Below are 19,288 nucleotides of genomic sequence, written 5' to 3'. Positions count from 1 at the left end.
ATTTCTTTATTTCGTTACTAAGCAGTTATCACTTGTTTCTTGCAGCTGCTTTCCTTAATGCTATGTCGTAAGCCTGCTCATAATAGATGATAAACTCACTCCAAAGAGCCTTACGAGAGAGCTTCTCGGCATTTGAACGACATTTGTTCACCTCCGTCTTCGTAAAGCAAGAGTAACGGGCTATGGTATCCTTAATACCCTCAGCTACCTCTGAATAATTATAATCTGTACGATGTAATACCTTCACACCATCTTCTATCTCACTATATTTTCCCTTCTCTGTATTTGCCCACAAGCTGAAGCCTGCAAGGTCGGTTGTAATACAAGGAACCTTAAAGGCTACCGCCTCTAATGGTGTATATCCCCATGGCTCATAGTAAGATGGGTAGACACAGAGGTCATTGCCCAATACGAGGTCATAATAGCTCATATTCATAATGCCATCATCACCTGTTAGATAGCAAGGCAAGAGGATGACCTTCACCTTATCTCCCTTTGCATTGTTTATACCGAGAGAACTGAGCATATTCAGTACATTGTCATGGTCCATATTGTGGAGCCAATGTGTGAGTACAGGCTTTTCCAATGGTGTATCAAACTGTTTACCGCTGTTGAGGCGTTCTACAAGGTCCTGACGTGGACCCGCTACCCATCCTGGAACCTCAATGAAGGCTACAACCTGCTTCTTCAAGTTTTCATCAAAACGCAAGCGGTTCATTGACTCAATGAACACATCAATACCTTTATTGCGGAACTCATATCGTCCGCTGGTTGATACGATTAACGCATCATCTTGTATATCGTCTCCTGTCAATGCATTAGCTACATCAAGCAAACGTTTACGTGCTGTCTTACGCTTCTTTGTGAAGGTTGCACCCTTTGGTACAAAGTCGTTCTCAAAACCATTTGGAAGAACCAAATCAACTGGTTTGTCAAGCAACTCTTTACATTCTGTTGCAGTAATATCACTTACAGTCGTGAAGCAATCAACATAATGTGCAGTCTGCTTCTCGATAGAATGCTTGCTCTCCATATTCAACTCTGAAGCCATCTGGTCACCATTATATGCCCAGAGATATTCGTACAATGGCTTGTTATTGCCCGCGATACTACGTCCAATACCCGTTGCATGAGTAGTAAAGATAGATGCTATCTGTGGTAAACGATGCTGTAATACAAGTGCGGCAAAGCCTGTCTGCCATTCGTTTGCATGGAAGACAACCTTATCTTTCTCACTAAGATAGAATCTATAGAAACTCTCTACGACAAGTGCCGTAGCATAAGCAAACATAGCAGATTCGTCATAGTCGCCGTAAGCATGGAGACTATCTACATGATAATACTCCCACAATTCGGCATAAATCTCATCCTTATGAGCAAAATAAGATTGGAAATCTACGAGCATAGCAATTGGCTCACCAGGAACATCCCAGCGACCTACCTTAACCGCTAAACCCTCAGAGGCTGCTTGCTGCTGCCATGCAGCAAATAGTTTCTTATCCTCCTTAAAATAAGGGGACGGTGTCTCTTGCCAGCAATCAGGACCAAGAAAGATAATATGATCCTTTATCTTGTCTTGTAATGTCTTTGCACGAGTAGAAAGTACTGTATAAATTCCTCCGACCTTATTACATACCTCCCAGCTGGTCTCAAAAATATAATCTGGAAACAACATCTTATCCTTTAACACATTTGATATATATCGCCCACAAAGGTAATACAAAATAAGGAAAGCAACAATTTAATCGATATATTTTTATTTATTACGTACTATTAATTGATTTATTTGTTCTAACTTTGCAAATAACTAATAGTCATAGATATGAAGGAAAAGATTATACTGATTATAATAGCGTTGTTAGCATCATCTGCGAACATCACCGCACAAAACAATGTATCTGATGAAGGTAAGAAGACAACATCCACTACAGAACGTAATAAGACTGTTCTGAATAAGGATTCTATCTTTCGAGCACATCTTGTAAACGATGAATACCAAGTGTGGATGGATATTGATTTCTACCATAATAACATTACTGTACCACGACAAGAGATTTTCGGAGAGGTGCCCGGATACTTCGGTGCTAAACGTGACACTCGTAAATGGATTGTGTCTGATGCGTCTATTAAAGGTAAGAAGGCTATACTGACCATTATCAACGATTATGGCAGCGAAGACCTTAAGGCTGAACTGAAATATAATTCAGATGGAACGTATACACTTACGCGACTTGAGGGTAGTACGATGAAGATTGTCGTAAATAATAAGTGGGTGAAGATACCAAAGGATTTAACCTTCTACTGTAAATAATAACGAAACTCTAATATTATATAAGGAGACCCTACTAATGACAAATGGATGCCAATTAGTAGGGTCTACTTTTTATAATCTAAGCGTAAATACTATACTTCTAAAATGCTTAGAAAAGTCCTATCAACCATTTTAATACTGAGATAATCACTGTCCACGTCAATTCAGTAACTCCAATCAATAACTTAAAGACGAAATAAATGACAATACTGAGAAGAATAATAAGAATAGATGTCAGCAATGCTTTCGACCTCACCTGACGTATTGTTTTCTTATCTCCTTCCACATAGCGTGTAATTAAATCTAAGTTCTTTACGTGAGCCTTACTGAAAAAATCTATTGCATCACCGATAAAGAAAGGGATACTTCCCAATAAAATGTCTACTAAATAGTTATAGATGACAGCTAATGTGAGCGGAATAGACTTGACCTTAAATAAAGTGACATATATAAACGGTAATCCAAAGATAGATGAGACAAGGTCACCTACGGATGGTACAAAACCAAGAAGTGCATCTAAAAAATATTTATCTGCTAAAATAGTTATTGTACTAATAAACATATAAGCCTTCGACGATTTTAATTCACTAATTTCTTTCTCCCTTCTTTGTCGACGAAGTTCTTCTTTACGATTAAAAACATTACTACCCTTATCAAAAGAATCTCTAACATCTTTAAGAGGGTCCGAGTCATCCAAAACAAATCCTGCATCTTCTCCAACTAAAGTATCACGACCATCAAAATTAGACTGATCCTCTATTACATTCTTTCCTTTCATCATATTGCAATAAATTAGAAACAAATTATAATAACCTAAACACTATAACGCTTAAATGCATAAAATATTATCATCAGCTCTTTCATCAATTTAACACCTTATTACCTCTCAAGAATAATACTAGTTTTGTAATGTAATAGATGCGCAGTAAATAACCAATTTTAGTCTTACTTTTAGTTGCTGTCACTTTTAACACATCGTGAAATCATCTGGAATCTAACAAATTAACAAGCTAATATGAATGACAGTAGTGACAGCAAATTATAAATCGAGAGTCTAAAGCAAAATAACATAAGAAACATTAATAGCATAGGATTTTGGTTTCCAATTAAAATATTAGCCTAATTTGACTTATAAGCCCTATAAAGCCCATTGGTCTCATTAGCCCCTTATAAGCCATATAAGGCCCATTAGGCTAATAACCATCCCTCGTAAACTCTACCATCACGTACCAGCAACAAAAAAAAGAGCCTTGAAGATTTCTCTTCAAAGCTCTCGTAAAAGAAGGCGGCCACCTACTCTCCCGCATTGCATTGCAGTACCATCGGCGCAAACGGGCTTAACTTCTCTGTTCGGAATGGGAAGAGGTGGGACCCCGCCGCAATAACCACCTGATATTTCTTTCGGATGACTTGACTTAAAGTTACATATATTTTGCGTATATCTCTTAAGTTCTCTTATCTCAAGTAGACAAAATTTAAATTCTCTACTGAGACTTGTCAGCCGTATAAGGTGACGTATTTCCACAAGCAAAACATATAGAACTCATATCTTCCTATCAAGAAGATTACACAGCTCAAAGTCTGAGTCACTGGTCCCCGCACTCCAAACTCTGGAGGCGGGAGACCCGAAGAAAGTTTCGGGCAATTAGTAGTGCTCGGCTTTGACGTCACCGTCTTTACACCTACACCCTATCAACGTCATCGTCTATGACGACCCTTATGAGGAGTTCTCATCTTGCGGCTGGCTTCGCACTTAGATGCTTTCAGCGCTTATCCAATCCAGACTCAGATACCCAGCGGTGCACCTGGCGGCACAACTGGTAAACCGGAGGTCTGTCCAACACGGTCCTCTCGTACTAGTGTCAGCACCACGCAAAACTCCAACGCCCACGATAGATAGAGACCGAACTGTCTCACGACGTTCTGAACCCAGCTCGCGTGCCACTTTAATGGGCGAACAGCCCAACCCTTGGGACCTTCTCCAGCCCCAGGATGTGACGAGCCGACATCGAGGTGCCAAACCACCCCGTCGATATGAGCTCTTGGGGGGGATCAGCCTGTTATCCCCGGAGTACCTTTTATCCTTTGAGCGACGGAGTTTCCATACACATCCGCCGGATCACTATGCCCCAGTTTCCTGCCTGCTCGGCATGTCTGCCTCCCAGTCAAGCGCCCTTATGCCATTGCACTCTATAAGGCCGGTTACCAATCGGCCCGAGGGCACCTTTGGAAGCCTCCGTTACGCTTTTGGAGGCGACCACCCCAGTCAAACTACCCACCAAGCAGTGTCCGCACCACAGGCGCGTTAGACCTCAGACAGCCAAAGGGCCGTATTTCAAGGATGGCTCCACGAATGCTGGCGCACCCGCTTCGAAGCCTCCGGCCTATCCTACACATCGGATGACCAAGGTCAATGCTAAGCTGTAGTAAAGGTTCACGGGGTCTTTTCGTCCCATCGCGGGTAATCGGCATCTTCACCGATACTACAATTTCACTGAGATCATGGTTGAGACAGCGTCCGGATCATTACACCATTCGTGCAGGTCGGAACTTACCCGACAAGGAATTTCGCTACCTTAGGACCGTTATAGTTACGGCCGCCGTTTACTGGGGCTTCAATTCAATGCTTCCTATTGCTAGTAACATCTCCTCTTAACCTTCCAGCACCGGGCAGGTGTCAGGCTGTATACGTCATCTTTCGAGTTTGCACAGCCCTGTGTTTTTGTTAAACAGTTGCCTGGACCTATTCTCTGCGCCTCATATTACTATGAGGACCCCTTATCCCGAAGTTACGGGGTCAATTTGCCTAGTTCCTTAACCATGAATCTCTCAACGCCTTAGTATATTCTACCCGACCACGTGTGTCCGTTTGCGGTACGGGTCGCAGTATCATTAAGTTTAGCGGATTTTCTCGGAAGTATGATTACCTGCACTCAACTCTTCCCGAAGGAAGTGCTGTACTTTCGTGTTTCAGCTCTAGTGGTGGATTTGCCTGCCACTATCATAACCTACGCACTTAAACGCCCTATTCCGTCAGGGCGCGGCAGTGTCACTGCTCCGTCTCCACGTCACTGATAATGCGAGTTGCGGAATATTAACCGCATCTGCCATCGCCTTCGCCATTCGGCTGAGACTTAGGACCCGACTAACCCCGGGCTGATTGGCATCGCCCGGGAAACCTCGGTCTTTCGGCGAAAGGGAATCTCACCCTTTTTATCGTTACTTATACCTACATTTGCTTTTCCATAAACTCCAGGATCAGTTACCTTCACCATTCAACGTCGATGGAATGCTCCCCTACCGATACTTTTAATATACATTACTATCCCGCGCCTTCGGTATCTGACTTATACCCGATTATTATCCATGCCCGGACCCTCGACTAGTGAGCTGTTACGCACTCTTTGAATGAATGGCTGCTTCCAAGCCAACATCCTAGCTGTCACGGGGACCAGACTTCGTTAGACTAACTTAGACAGAATTTCGGGACCTTAGACGGCGGTCTGGATTCTTCTCCTCTCGGGGACGGACCTTAGCACCCGCCCCCTTACTGCACATCTGCTGTCCATAAGCATTCGGAGTTCGTCAGGTCTCGATAGGCGGTGAAGCCCTCTTGACCTATCGGTCGCTCTACCTCTTATGGAAATCGATGCACGCGGCACCTAAATGCCTTTCGGGGAGTACGAGCTATCTCCAAGTTTGATTGGCCTTTCACTCCTACACTCACCTCATCGGGAAGCTTTTCAACGCTTATCCGTGCGGTCCTCCATTCGGTGTTACCCGAACTTCAACCTGGGCAAGTGTAGATCACTTGGTTTCGCGTCTACCCCATCTGACTTGACGCCCTATTCAGGCTCGCTTTCACTGCGGATGCGCGTCTCATGACACTTATCCTTGCCAGACATGGTAACTCGTAGGTTCATTATGCAAAAGGCACGCCGTCACCGCTTACGCGGCTCCGACCGCTTGTAGGCGCATGGTTTCAGGAACTATTTCACTCTCCTAATCGGAGTGCTTTTCACCTTTCCTTCACAGTACTCGTTCACTATCGGTCTCACGGGAGTATTTAGCCTTACCGGATGGTCCCGGCAGATTCGCGCAGAATTTCACGTGTTCCGCGTTACTCAGGATACCACTACGTCTCGTCATGCTTCGGATACAGGATTATCACCTTCTATGATTCTACTTTCCAGTAGATTCTCCTCACATTCTAAGTACGACAGCGTGGTCCTACAACCCCTGCTAAGCGTTGCCACAAAGCAGGTTTAGGCTCTTTCCCGTTCGCTCGCCACTACTAGGGAAATCATTAGTTTATTTTCTCTTCCTAGAGGTACTAAGATGTTTCAGTTCCCTCCGTTCGCCTCACTACGTCTGTAGTGATAACAGGTCTTCAACCTGCTGGGTTGTCCCATTCGGAAATCCTTGGATCAAAGGTTATTTGCACCTACCCAAGGCTTATCGCAGCTTATCACGTCCTTCATCGCCTCCGTGAGCCAAGGCATCCGCCATGCGCCCTTTCTTACTTTCTTCGCCTTCTTTGTAATTACTTACAAAGAATGTAGCTCATACTTTCAGCTGTTGTGTGATTCTAAACATTATGAAGATTAATCTTCATGAATAAGAATACTAACTCTTCCTATATAATAAGGAATATTAGTTCTACTTACAGTCTTGCTTGTGTCAATATGTCAAAGATCTTGTGCTGTTACTCTTTGTGTTCTGAGGCAGTGCCTCAGAAGCATGGAACAGCTAAGTGGAGGGTAAGGACTTGAACCTTTCATGTGAGCCTTAAACTCTTCTCTCCTACATTTATATAATACAGAGTCATTGCAGTACAAGAAGGAAAACGAACCAAAGGTTCTTTTTTCATCTTGATTACCGTTAACTTGTTGGCTCGTATACTTAGATACTCATCAACTTGATAACCGATAAACATCCTCTCCAGAAAGGAGGTGTTCCAGCCGCACCTTCCGGTACGGCTACCTTGTTACGACTTAGCCCCAATCACCAGTTTTGCCCTAGGCCGATCCTTGCGGTCACGGACTTCAGGCACCCCCGGCTTTCATGGCTTGACGGGCGGTGTGTACAAGGCCCGGGAACGTATTCACCGCGCCATGGCTGATGCGCGATTACTAGCGAATCCAGCTTCGTGGGGTCGGGTTGCAGACCCCAGTCCGAACTGGGACCGGCTTTCAAGATTTGATGCAATTTGCATTACACCATCCCTCTGTACCGGCCATTGTAACACGTGTGTAGCCCCGGACGTAAGGGCCGTGCTGATTTGACGTCATCCCCACCTTCCTCACACCTTACGGTGGCAGTGTCTCCAGAGTGCCCAGCTTTACCTGATGGCAACTGAAGAGAGGGGTTGCGCTCGTTATGGCACTTAAGCCGACACCTCACGGCACGAGCTGACGACAACCATGCAGCACCTTCACAGAGGCCCCGAAGGGCGTCATTATCTCTAAATCCTTCCTCTGCAATTCAAGCCCGGGTAAGGTTCCTCGCGTATCATCGAATTAAACCACATGTTCCTCCGCTTGTGCGGGCCCCCGTCAATTCCTTTGAGTTTCACCGTTGCCGGCGTACTCCCCAGGTGGGATGCTTAATGCTTTCGCTTAGCCGCTGATACCAGGTACCAACAGCGGGCATCCATCGTTTACTGTGCGGACTACCAGGGTATCTAATCCTGTTCGATACCCGCACCTTCGAGCTTAAGCGTCAGTTGCGCTCCCGTCAGCTGCCTTCGCAATCGGAGTTCTTCGTCATATCTAAGCATTTCACCGCTACACGACGAATTCCGCCAACGTTGTGCGTACTCAAGGAAACCAGTATGCGCTGCAAGTCAGACGTTGAGCGTCTACATTTCACAACACACTTAATCTCCGGCCTACGCTCCCTTTAAACCCAATAAATCCGGATAACGCCCGAACCTTCCGTATTACCGCGGCTGCTGGCACGGAATTAGCCGGTCCTTATTCGTATGGTACCTGCAAACAATCACACGTGATTGACTTTATCCCCATACAAAAGCAGTTTACAACCCATAGGGCCGTCATCCTGCACGCTACTTGGCTGGTTCAGACTCTCGTCCATTGACCAATATTCCTCACTGCTGCCTCCCGTAGGAGTTTGGACCGTGTCTCAGTTCCAATGTGGGGGACCTTCCTCTCAGAACCCCTACTGATCGTTGCCTTGGTGGGCCGTTACCCCGCCAACAAGCTAATCAGACGCATCCCCATCCATTACCGATAAATCTTTACTTCAAATCTGATGCCGTCATCGAAGACCATGCGGTATTAGTCTGCCTTTCGGCAGGTTATCCCACAGTAATGGGTAGGTTGGATACGCGTTACTCACCCGTGCGCCGGTCGACGTCCATTCAGTGCAAGCACTAAATGCCGTTTCCCCTCGACTTGCATGTGTTAAGCCTGTAGCTAGCGTTCATCCTGAGCCAGGATCAAACTCTCCATTGTAAAATATGTTTTGGTGATAAGTGATGGGTGATTAATGATAATGAATACCATGTTAACCCAAACGCTTCACCGAGTAATCTCTGTTTCAGAACGCTTATCCTAAAAGTATCAAGTAAAAAGCACCTTTTCTTTTGTTCCACAGTATTTTGAGGCGATGCCTCAAAAGTAGGAACAATGAATTGATCGGTTCGTTTCTTTTACCCATCTATTTGATATAAAACCAAACAGACGCTTCTTGTACTACTTCTCTGTTTATGTAAATCTTTTCAAAGAACTCTTTCTTCTATGCTTTAACCAACTTGCCAGGAGGCTTGTTTTGTAAAGCGAGTGCAAAGGTATAGAGAATTTCCTTACCCTCCAAACATTTTGAAGAATATTTTTAAAAGAAATGACTATTTTTGCTTAAAATTGACTCAAATCAACTAATTTGCTTAAAAATGATTATTTTTGCAACTCAAACAAGCATATAGAATTATGAGACATAAAAAAGATATTATCACTGTTGGAGCACATGTCTGTATCCTACATAGCGAAGAAAATGCAAAATTTTTCATTATTCAGCCTGTTGACAGCAATGATACAGAAGAGTTAGAGCGTCAAATTACATATATAGAAGATAACTTGCAAACACCATTCATGCATATTGCCGTACGTATTGAGAAATGGAATGCTGAGTTAACACCCTGGCCCGCCCCACCCGTATTTGGTAAGATCCCCTTTGGCAATGGTGCTCATTCCACCTTATTATATATAGTAGACGAACTCCTCCCAACCTTAAAGGAACGTTATTCTATAGAGTTTAATAAAAGAAACACCATTTTAGGAGGCTATTCATTAGCTGGGCTCTTTTCCCTTTGGGCAAGTTATCAACATAACATCCCCATCCATGGGATAGTCTCAGCATCCCCCTCCGCATGGTATACAGGCTGGTTAGACTATGCCAACACCCACCAACCACAAATAGAACACGCCTATCTAAGCCTTGGCGACAAAGAAGAGAAAACAAAAACAAAAATAATGTCAACCATCAAGCAAGACATCCTTTCCCAAGAACAAATATTCAAAAACAAAGGTGTCAACTGTAAGATGGAATGGAATGAAGGCAATCATTTTCAAGACAATGGTATAAGGATAGCCAAAGGTTTCCTATGGTTAATGCAACAATAAACACACATCCTGTTCCTTCCATAGGTTAGAACAGGCTGTGAAAAAGACCTTTATAGAATCTTCTCTAATTCCATTAACAAATATGAGCCAACCTTACTTACGAAACTATGAAAGATTACTTAATCCCCGCAAGGCATTGTGCTTCTGCTGAGAGAAACTTTCCAATCTTATTATAAGGCACAGTAAAGGTAGGTGTTCCGATAGCATACGCACCAATCTCATACTGTTCATAAATAAAGACAACTCCCTCTGGAGAAAGATAAACCCCACTCTTAGGCAGCGGAATAATCCCATTTTCAATAAAAAGATTGTCCATATCAGCCTTAATACGACCTTCTACATCCTTTTCTCCATCAACAACATCAAATTTTCTAAAAAAACTTTCAAGTCCACTTCTAAGGATAGGTTGCAATGCTTTTATATCCTTTGGATTCAATATATCACGCAATATAACTCCCGTCTTCTTGTCAAAGTTAACCGCATACTCAGAATACATTCCATGCGCACCACCCGAATATAGATAAAAAGAAGAGACATAAGTAATATAACGACTGGTTTCATTCCCCTTCAACACAAACATAGAAAGTTCTGGTGGACATTTAGAATCAGGATAGTCAACATCATCAAAAGTACGTATTACATTTTCACATGCAATCTTCGCATAATAGTTTATCATAGCCTTACCATCTGTAAGCCTGGGAAAAGGTTTAGTCTTTGAGTTCTCTTCCCCAAAACTATCTGCAGCACCTTTCATCTCAGACGAGAGGTAAGCACGTATTGAATCGACCAACACATGAGGGCCCGCCACAGGGAAGGAATAAGCAAAATCAACAGTACCCTTATCCGAACTATACGACTTACCAATGGAATCAACGACCAAAGGTACGTCCTTCTTTTTTATAACAGAGTCATTATCAATAGAAAGAGAGACAACAGAATCCTTCACACATTCTGCCGCTGAAGCCTTTTCACCTTTACATCCTACAACAATAGTAATAGGTAAAAGAGATGCTAAAAGGCCTAAAAGATTTTTATTATTCATATCAACTAATGCTTGTTAATAGACAACAAAAATAGTCATTTCCCTTTTTATTTGCAAAACATTCCCTACTTTTGTTGCACAAGGTTAGTAACGCAGCACATTCTATAGGCTTCACACATTAAAAAGCAGCTTATAGAACATGCTCTTTAAAGCAATAGAAAAGATGAAGATTAGTATTGTAGGGACAGGGATGATAGCTACAGAAGTTATCACACTGCTCAAGACAGAAGTCAAAGGAATAGAAATCACCAGTATATTCTCACATAGCAATGAGGAAAAAGCAGAATATCTTGCGAAGATGAATCATATTGAGCGCATTTATACTGACTACGCTCAGTTACTAAAAGAAGACAAAGCCGACTTCGTTTATATTGCCTTAGTCAATAGTGTCCATTACGAATTTACTCGCAAAGCCTTAGAGGCTGGTAGGAATGTGATTGTTGAGAAGCCTTTCACTCTCACTGTTGCCGAAGCTGAAGAACTATCCGCAATGGCACGAGAGCGTAAGTTATACCTCTTTGAAGCAATCTCCCCACTTCATACACCTAACTTCCACATGGTCAAGGAAAGCCTAAAGAAGATTGGTCCCGTCCACTTCGTTCAGTGTAATTTCTCACAGTATTCAAGTAAATATGACCGCTATCTACAGGGAGATATTGCCCCAGCTTTCAATCCTGATTTAGGTGGTGGCGCACTGAACGACCTCAATGTCTACAATATCAATGTCATCATAGGTCTTTTCGGACAACCTACCGCAACACAATACTTTGCCAACCGTGGGCACAATAGTATCGACACCTCTGGCGTAATGGTACTTTCCTATCCCACAATGACAGCAACCTGTACGGCAGCAAAGGATTCAAGTAGTCCGTCATTCATACTTATTCAAGGTGAAAAGGGGTGGATACACATCCCAACCCCTGCTAATGAGTTTGGTAGTGTAGAGATAATGAGACAAGGGAAGCTAACCAGCTACCGTCGTAATGCCTACGAAAGTCGCCTTGCCCACGAGTTTATCGATTTCAAAGACGTATGGGAGAAGAAGGATTATAAGCAGATGGAAGCATGGCTTGAAAGGTCAATAGAAGTAGTGAAGGTGATGAAATAAGGATAGATAATTAACAAATATAAGATATGAGCCTATACTTTTTCAGAACAAGACATTTCATAAAATTATAAAACTGAAAAAAGAGGGTGTGTCAAAATTGATATATCCTCTTTTCATTCTTCCTTTACCTTGTCTACCATATAATTCATTATTTACTATAGCTATGCTGCTAATTTCATATAAAATGATTTGTTTGGCTTTAAATAGCCTATATAAACTTGTATAGAGCATCTGAAGGTTACTAAAAGTAGCTCCATAACGGCTTTTAGTTCCTTGAGATTGGTTTTTCTGCACATTTTCCCTATGTTAAAGGCAATAGCGAAGAAGGCAAAGTCCATATTGACCTTGTCTTTCCCAAAATGCCTAAACATCTTGTAGGCTTTATTATATTTTGTTTGTCCAAAAACAGCTTCAGGTTCTATACACCTTCGTCCTCGATGCTTGATGCCTTCTTCCGAGGTCAGTAGTTCCCGTGCCTTTTGTTTATAGTGCTGTAGTTGATGGTTTATTTCTATAATTCTGTTCCCTCTTGCCTTAAAACATGAGCCTCTCAAGGGACAACCATCACAGCGTTCTGCCTGATAACGTACGCTGTAAGTAACGAATCCGTTAGAGGTTAGGGAACGCTTCATACCTATACGCTTCATATGCTGTCCCATAGGGCAGACGTAGAAATCCTGTTCCTTATTATAATAAAGGCTTGCGGGACTGAATGGGTTAGGTGTGTAACGTGGACGCTGCTCTTTATGGAAGTAGTTATACTTCACATAGGCTTCCATATTATGTACGTCCATGAACAGATAGTTCTCCTCGGAGCCATACCCTGAATCGGCTACGACTGTCTTGGTATAACGATGATAGCGTGATTTGAAAGACTCCAAGAAAGAAGGTAGTGTGAGTGTATCGGTACGATTGGCATAGAGTGCAAAGTCGGTGATGAACTGGTTCTCCGTTGCTATCTGCAGATTATATCCAGGCTTAGTCTGTCCGTTCCGCATAGCATCCTCCTTCATGTGCATAAACGTGGCATCAGGATCGGTCTTGCTGTAGGAGTTTCTCTCTCCCATAACCTCAAGGTGTTGGTCATACTCCTGGAGTTTATTACGTTTCTTCTCTAGCTCTTTAAGCTGTTTTTTCTTGGTTCTAACAGCCTGCTTCTCTTCTTTTGTCTTAGGCTCAGGGACTGATTCCAAAGACTTGTTCAATTCCTCGGATATCTCGCTGAGCAGATCTGCAGTGAACTCAACACCTTCTTTCTTTGCTGCATTGTCCTGCGCTATAACATCGTCAACCTGAAGCAAGAGTGTGCGTATTTGTTCCTGCAACTTGGCGCGGTTCTTTTCCACGGTTCTCTTCCAAACGAAGGTATACTTGTTGGCTTTCGATTCTATCTTTGTGCCGTCAATATATTCAACGTCAAGACTTATCAAACCTTTGGCTGCAAGTATTAATACAACCTGTGTGAAGATATTGTTGATTTCCTTTTTCACACGATTACGAAAACGATTGATGGTAATAAAATCAGGCTGTTCATATCCTGCCAGATAGATGAAATGAATGTCACGCTTGAGGAGCGACTCTATACGACGGCAGGAATAGATATTATTCATGTAGGCGTAAAGAATCACCTTGAGCATCATTTGTGGATGATAAGGCTTGCGACCACTGGGCTTATAAAGCTTGTAGACATTATCCAACATAAGATTATCCACCAAGGCATCTAAAAGACGAACAGGGTCATCTTCTGCGATATCCTTATCGATTCTTTGAGGAAAAAGAATCATTTTCTTGTGTATGTAAGAACGAAAGTGTACCTTTGTCATAATGAGAATTTTTGAATGCCTAAAGGTACAAAAACTTTAGGAAATAGCAAAGCCCTGGCTTGAGAAAGTCGGGGCTTTGTGCATAAAAAAGAGGATGTGTACATTTTGACACACCCTCCAGAGGGGTGAGGCTTTTTCCCTACTTCTAGGTATTGCACTATTCCTTACAACATCCTACCTTTGCATTAACAAATCAAAGGTGAGCTCTAGAATCATTGATAAGGTCACAAAAAGCCCTATGGGGCGTGCTGTGACTATATCGAAGATTTACAGAACATACCTGAATTTAAATCAATTTAAAATGATAAAGAAAAGAACCGTAAAACAGATTTTATGTAAATCGGCGTTTGTTTTCGCCGCTACGTTCGTTCTTTCGCTGCCCACTTACGCAAGGCACGAGAACGAAGTGAAAGTTAATACCGAAGCCAACATTAAGGGACGCGTTGTGGATAGTAAAACACAACATCCTCTTTCGCACGCGAGCGTGCTGGTTTTGGGTACAGTTATCACTACCACCACCGATGCCGATGGCCATTTTATGCTGCGAAATCTGCCTGTGGGAAAGGTGATTGTGGAAGTGCGCTCGGCTGGTTATAGGGCTTACAAACACGAGGTGACAACGCAAAAAAATAATACCCATGAGCTGAATGTGATGCTCAAACCCGACGAAATTGCGCTCGACGAGGTTGTTGTGTCGGCCAATCGTAGTCAAACACTTAGACGTGAGTCGCCTGTGGTTGTGAATGTTCTGGACACGAAGTTGCTCGAGTCTACCCATTCTACAACCTTGGCGCAGGGTTTAAACTTCCAACCGGGCGTGCGAACCGAAGATAATTGCACCAATTGCGGATTCTCGCAGGTGCGCATCAATGGGCTTGATGGTCATTATTCGCAAATATTAATCGACTCGCGACCCGTTTTCACGGCCCTTCAAGGTGTTTATGGACTCGAACAGATACCCTCTAACATGGTGCAACGTGTTGAAATTGTTCGCGGTGGTGGCTCGGCGCTCTTCGGTGCTTCGGCCATTGGTGGCACCATCAACATCATTACCAAAGAACCTAGCGAAAATTCGGCCGATGTGGCGCACACCATCACAGGCGCAACTAATGGCTCTACTGCTTTCGACAACAACACCACGGGCAACCTATCGGTTGTTACAACCAATAATAGAGCTGGGTTTTATCTCTATGGACAAAGCAGACACCGCGCTGCTTACGACCGCGATGGCGATGGTTACACCGACCTTCCCACGCTAGATAATAAAACCGTGGGGCTTAGCTCTTTCTTCCGACTAACCGATTACTCCAAAATAACCCTTAAATACCACGGCTTGAAGGAGTATAGACGCGGCGGAAACAAACTTTACTTGCCTGCTCACGAGGCCAATATTGCCGAACAAATCGAACATACCATCAACGGCGGAAGCTTGGGCTACGACCTCTTTAGCCTTAATGGTAAGGGACATTTCAGTGCTTATGCCTCGTTTCAAAACGTTGACCGTAAGAGTTATTACGGCGGACTGGGCGAACTGGCCACTGCTGCCGATGGACTTAAGGCCTTGAACGAAGCCTATAAACTGGGTCTTAACCTCGATATGAGCGAAGACGATGCCGCCACGCTGCCCGCCAACCAACAACAAACGCTGGCCAATGCGCAAGCATACGACAAAGCACAACGTGCCTACAACGTTACACATAACATCAATTACATTGCTGGTGCGCAATATGTGCACAATTTCGACCGTCTGTGGTTCATGCCTTCGAGTCTTGTTGTGGGGGCCGAATATAGCTACGACCGTATTAAAGACCACTCGCTGGGCTACAACAGCCTGATGGAACAGCGCGTGAACATTGGTAGCTTCTTTGCTCAAAACGAATGGAAAAACAACCATTGGGGCTTGCTTCTGGGCGGACGACTAGACAAACACAACCTTATCTCGCATCTTATCTTTAGTCCGCGCGTTAATCTGCGCTACAATCCCACGCCCAACACCAATTTCCGACTTACTTACGCTGGCGGATTTAGAGCCCCACAGGCTTTTGATGAAGACCTTCATACGCGTATTGCTGATGGCGACCGTGTGAAAATTGCGTTGGCTAAGGATTTGAAAGAGGAACGTTCGCACAGCTTTAGTGTATCGGCCGACCTCTATAAAAGTTTTGGAACAGTACAAACCAACGTTCTTATTGAGGGCTTTTACACACGCCTTAACAACATGTTTGCTACACGCAAACTGGCTGATGATGTGATTATTGATGGCGCACGTGTTGAAGAACGCTTCAATTCTAACGGCGCAACGGTGTATGGAATTAACCTCGAGGGCAAGGCTTCGCTCTCGTCGTGGGCGCAATTGCAAGCTGGTTTTACTTGGCAAAGCAGCCGTTATCGCACGCCCGAAGAATGGGACGACGATGCTGCTCCCGAGTTTAAAACCACTAAACGTCTGCTGCGAACGCCCGACACCTACGGATATTTCACCCTCACTGTGCATCCCACCATCGATTTTGCCCTATCGTTATCGGGCGTTTACACGGGTAGAATGTATGTTGGCCACCCCAAAGGGGGGAGCGAGCGCACCAACGACTTTGCTATCATTGAGCACACTCCCGCGTTTCTCACGCTTAACCTGAAGCTTGCCTATAATTTCTACATAACTAAGCAGGTGAAATTGGAGGCTAGTGCGGGGGTGCAAAACATACTCGATGCTTACCAAAAGGATTTGGATAAAGGGGCTTCGCGTGCCTCCGACTATGTTTACGGACCTACTCAACCCCGCAGTTTGTTTCTTGGGGTGAAGTTTTCGTACTAGGTATTATGTCTTTTTTACCCAAAAACAGTGGGTAGAGTTGTTTTGATTTTGTGTATTGCTGGACACATTGCCGATGTTGTTATTGAAAATGTGGTGCACTACGCTCAAACAATATCATAGGCAAGATGCCGACAAGCAAACAAAAGATGAACTGGATGAAATGTAAGCAACATCAATTGTGTGATTAGTGGTCTTACAATTGATTTGGGTTTAAAAAGCTGGGTGTAATGATTGAAAGCTACGGTAAATAGACTTTACAAAACGCATTTCAGTACTACACCACTTCTAGAAAGGCAAAAACGCCTGTAGGCGATGCCCCAAAATAGGCTTTTAATGCCCCAAACGAGACCAAAATGGTGTAAGTGCTTGTGCATAAGCACGCTAACACAAAAATGAATATTGCATAAAGGCAGGAGCTTAAATCATAACTTTTGCGCTGCTTTTTGAGTTTTTAGTGAGAAAAAGGTGCTAATTCTATGCTTATTGCGCCTTTTTCCCACTTTTTTGTGGTTCACGTCAGTTGTTTTTGCATAAATTGGGTCGCGCCCTTTGCTCACACGCCTTGCATTTTGCTGCATTTAGCCTTGCGTTTAGCACGAGTTAGCACTGCGTTTAGCACGAGTTAGCACTGCATTTAGCACGAGTTAGCAGTGCGTTTTGCTGCAAAACGCAGTGTATTTTGCACCATTTTGCAAAGTGTTGAGACTAAGTGGTACGCCAGTTCGGGATAAGAAAGTTCTCTAAAAAGTTGGTAATCTCGCTATTATTTTGTAACTTTATAGTTGAAAATCAATCACTTACAAAACATATATAGCGATGATTACCACAGACAAAGTTACAGAAATATTTTGTATATTGGATGAGTTCTGCAAGAATTTAGATGCCGAGTTAACTAAAAACCTACATATCGCCCCCATAGACGAGGGATATAAGCGCATGCGAAACCGTAAAGGACAGATGTCCAAGAGCGAAATCATGACCATCCTGTTGTGCTATCATTTTGGCTCTTTCCGCAACTTCAAGCACTATTACCTCTTCTTCATCAAGGAGCATATGGCAAGCTACTTCCCTAAGGCCGTGTCCTACACGCGTTTCGTGGAACTCATGCCTCGCGTGTTCTTCGAGCTGATGGCCTTCATGCGCATCCAAGGTTTTGGAAAGTGCACGGGCATTAGTTTCGTGGACAGCACGATGATTCCCGTATGCCACAACATGAGAAGGAATTTCAACAAGGTGTTTGATGGACTTGCTAAGAACGGAAAGGGAACAATGGGGTGGTGTCATGGTTTCAAGCTTCATCTGCTGTGCAACGAGATGGGCGATGTACTCACGTTCTGCCTAACTCCCGCAAACGTGGACGACAGGGACCCTAGGGTGTGGCAGGTCTTCACCAAGGTGCTCTACAGCAAAGTATTTGCCGATAAGGGCTACATCAAGCAAGAGTTCTTTGAGAACCTCTTCAACCAAGGCATCCATCTCGTTCATGGGCTCAAATCAAACATGAAAAACAAGCTTATGCCCTTGTGGGACAAGATGATGCTGCGCAAGCGATATATAATAGAATGCATCAACGAACTGCTCAAGAACAAGGCCAACCTTGCTCATTCACGCCATCGCTCCGTACATAACTTCCTCATGAATCTCTGTGCGGCATTGGCTGCATACTATTTCTTCGAGAATAAGCCAGAGGCACTGCCCGTGCGCATTGAAAAGAGTAGGCAATTGGAACTTTTCTAAGCAAATCCTTATCCCGAACTGGCGTAGACTATGCTCAATTACTCAAAGAAGACAAAGCCGACTTCGTTTATATTGCCTTAGTCAATAGTGTCCATTACGAATTTACTCGCAAAGCCTTAGAGGCTGGTAGGAACGTGATTGTTGAGAAGCCTTTCACTCTCACTGTTGCCGAAGCTGAAGAACTATCCGCAATGGCACGAGAAAGAAAGTTATACCTCTTTGAAGCAATCTCCCCACTTCATACACCTAATTTCTGTATGGTCAAGGAAAGCCTAAAGAAGATTGGTCCCGTCCACTTCGTTCAGTGTAATTTCTCACAGTATTCAAGTAAATATGACCGCTATCTACAGGGAGACATTGCCCCAGCTTTCAATCCTGATTTAGGTGGTGGCGCACTGAACGACCTCAATGTCTACAATATCAATATTGTCATCGGTCTTTTCGGACAACCTACCGCAACACAATACTTTGCCAACCGTGGGCACAATGGTATCGACACCTCTGGCGTAATGATACTTTCCTATCCCACGATGACAGCAACCTGTACGGCTGCAAAGGATTCAAGTAGTCCGTCATTCATACTTATTCAAGGTGAAAAGGGGTGGATACACATCCCAACCCCTGCTAATGAGTTTGGTAGTGTCGAGATAATGAGACAAGGAAAGCTAACCAGCTACCGTCGTAATGCCTACGAAAGTCGCCTTGCCCACGAATTTATCGATTTCAAAGATGTCTGGGAGAAGAAGGATTATAAGCAGATGGAGGCGTGGCTTGAAAGGTCAGTAGAAATAGTGAAGGTGATGAGATAAGAA

At 43.7% G+C, this 19,288-nt stretch carries 10 protein-coding genes, 3 rRNA genes and 1 pseudogene; 7 read left to right on the top strand and 7 right to left on the bottom strand.

What is annotated here, in order from left to right:
- Positions 1-28 precede the first annotated feature (28 nt).
- Positions 29-1,675, bottom strand: coding sequence for a glycogen/starch synthase (locus AXF23_RS10525; protein ID WP_107625266.1), 1,647 nt, complete (start codon positions 1,673-1,675; stop codon positions 29-31).
- Positions 1,676-1,822: 147 nt separating this feature from the next.
- On the opposite strand from AXF23_RS10525, the gene AXF23_RS10520 reads away from it, so the two are divergent.
- A complete protein-coding gene (locus AXF23_RS10520; protein ID WP_107625265.1) occupies positions 1,823-2,311 on the top strand; it encodes a hypothetical protein in 489 nt (162 codons plus the stop codon).
- Between the two features lie 109 nt (positions 2,312-2,420).
- Here AXF23_RS10520 and AXF23_RS10515 read toward each other — a convergent pair whose 3' ends face one another.
- From AXF23_RS10515 to AXF23_RS10500, 4 genes are all read right to left on the bottom strand, one after another.
- Positions 2,421-3,092 carry a DUF4112 domain-containing protein gene (locus tag AXF23_RS10515; protein ID WP_107625264.1) on the bottom strand — a complete coding sequence of 224 codons (672 nt, stop codon included), beginning with the start codon at positions 3,090-3,092 and terminating at the stop codon, positions 2,421-2,423.
- A gap of 499 nt (positions 3,093-3,591) precedes the next feature.
- Positions 3,592-3,704 (bottom strand): 5S ribosomal RNA (gene rrf, locus AXF23_RS10510).
- A 233-nt stretch (positions 3,705-3,937) separates the two neighbouring features.
- Positions 3,938-6,840, bottom strand: a 23S ribosomal RNA gene (locus tag AXF23_RS10505).
- Positions 6,841-7,256: 416 nt separating this feature from the next.
- Positions 7,257-8,787: ribosomal RNA gene (locus tag AXF23_RS10500) — 16S ribosomal RNA — on the bottom strand.
- The 16S, 23S and 5S rRNA genes sit together here, the layout of an rRNA operon.
- A 474-nt stretch (positions 8,788-9,261) precedes the next feature.
- Between AXF23_RS10500 and AXF23_RS10495 the strand changes: the two genes are divergently transcribed.
- Entirely contained in the window at positions 9,262-9,954 is a 693-nt protein-coding gene (locus tag AXF23_RS10495; RefSeq protein ID WP_107625263.1) for an alpha/beta hydrolase, read from the top strand.
- A 115-nt stretch (positions 9,955-10,069) separates the two neighbouring features.
- Here the strand turns inward: AXF23_RS10495 and AXF23_RS10490 are convergent, their stop codons facing one another.
- On the bottom strand, positions 10,070-10,996 hold the full coding sequence (locus AXF23_RS10490; protein WP_009013090.1) for a DUF3298 and DUF4163 domain-containing protein: 927 nt from the start codon (positions 10,994-10,996) through the stop codon (positions 10,070-10,072).
- Positions 10,997-11,159: 163 nt separating this feature from the next.
- Between AXF23_RS10490 and AXF23_RS10485 the strand changes: the two genes are divergently transcribed.
- Positions 11,160-12,104, top strand: a complete 945-nt coding sequence (locus AXF23_RS10485) for a Gfo/Idh/MocA family protein (protein WP_042856461.1) — start codon at positions 11,160-11,162, stop codon at positions 12,102-12,104.
- A gap of 161 nt (positions 12,105-12,265) precedes the next feature.
- Here the strand turns inward: AXF23_RS10485 and AXF23_RS10480 are convergent, their stop codons facing one another.
- A complete protein-coding gene (locus AXF23_RS10480; protein ID WP_107625262.1) occupies positions 12,266-13,927 on the bottom strand; it encodes an IS1182 family transposase in 1,662 nt (553 codons plus the stop codon).
- Between the two features lie 301 nt (positions 13,928-14,228).
- On the opposite strand from AXF23_RS10480, the gene AXF23_RS10475 reads away from it, so the two are divergent.
- The 4 genes and pseudogenes from AXF23_RS10475 (at position 14,229) to AXF23_RS10465 (ending at position 19,285) form a co-directional block, all read left to right on the top strand.
- A complete protein-coding gene (locus tag AXF23_RS10475; protein ID WP_042856463.1) occupies positions 14,229-16,739 on the top strand; it encodes a TonB-dependent receptor in 2,511 nt (836 codons plus the stop codon).
- Positions 16,740-17,555: 816 nt separating this feature from the next.
- Positions 17,556-18,476 carry an IS982 family transposase gene (locus AXF23_RS10470; protein ID WP_009013095.1) on the top strand — a complete coding sequence of 307 codons (921 nt, stop codon included), beginning with the start codon at positions 17,556-17,558 and terminating at the stop codon, positions 18,474-18,476.
- Positions 18,461-18,634 (top strand): annotated as a pseudogene (locus tag AXF23_RS16625) (Gfo/Idh/MocA family oxidoreductase); the annotation flags it as partial. The gene AXF23_RS10470 and the pseudogene AXF23_RS16625, both read left to right, overlap by 16 nt.
- 33 nt (positions 18,635-18,667) lie before the next feature.
- Positions 18,668-19,285 (top strand): Gfo/Idh/MocA family protein, encoded by a 618-nt coding sequence (locus AXF23_RS10465; protein WP_233251291.1) that lies wholly within the window; start codon positions 18,668-18,670, stop codon positions 19,283-19,285.
- Positions 19,286-19,288: the final 3 nt, after the last annotated feature.

Source organism: Prevotella sp. oral taxon 313 (assembly GCF_003043935.1).
Classification (GTDB): Bacteria; Bacteroidota; Bacteroidia; order Bacteroidales; family Bacteroidaceae; genus Prevotella; species Prevotella jejuni.
Note: the sequence above shows the minus strand (reverse complement) of the source record. Positions and strands in the feature narration are given on the sequence as shown.

Bases quoted from the DNA above. Each gene is read 5' to 3' on its own strand.
- AXF23_RS10475 (WP_042856463.1), top strand. From the start codon at position 14,229: ATGATAAAGAAAAGAACCGTAAAACAGATTTTATGTAAATCGGCGTTT.
- AXF23_RS10515 (WP_107625264.1), bottom strand. From the start codon at position 3,092: ATGATGAAAGGAAAGAATGTAATAGAGGATCAGTCTAATTTTGATGGT.
- AXF23_RS10490 (WP_009013090.1), bottom strand. From the start codon at position 10,996: ATGAATAATAAAAATCTTTTAGGCCTTTTAGCATCTCTTTTACCTATT.
- AXF23_RS10465 (WP_233251291.1), top strand. From the start codon at position 18,668: ATGGCACGAGAAAGAAAGTTATACCTCTTTGAAGCAATCTCCCCACTT.
- AXF23_RS10485 (WP_042856461.1), top strand. From the start codon at position 11,160: ATGAAGATTAGTATTGTAGGGACAGGGATGATAGCTACAGAAGTTATC.
- AXF23_RS10525 (WP_107625266.1), bottom strand. From the start codon at position 1,675: ATGTTGTTTCCAGATTATATTTTTGAGACCAGCTGGGAGGTATGTAAT.
- AXF23_RS10480 (WP_107625262.1), bottom strand. From the start codon at position 13,927: ATGACAAAGGTACACTTTCGTTCTTACATACACAAGAAAATGATTCTT.
- AXF23_RS10470 (WP_009013095.1), top strand. From the start codon at position 17,556: ATGATTACCACAGACAAAGTTACAGAAATATTTTGTATATTGGATGAG.
- AXF23_RS10520 (WP_107625265.1), top strand. From the start codon at position 1,823: ATGAAGGAAAAGATTATACTGATTATAATAGCGTTGTTAGCATCATCT.
- AXF23_RS10495 (WP_107625263.1), top strand. From the start codon at position 9,262: ATGAGACATAAAAAAGATATTATCACTGTTGGAGCACATGTCTGTATC.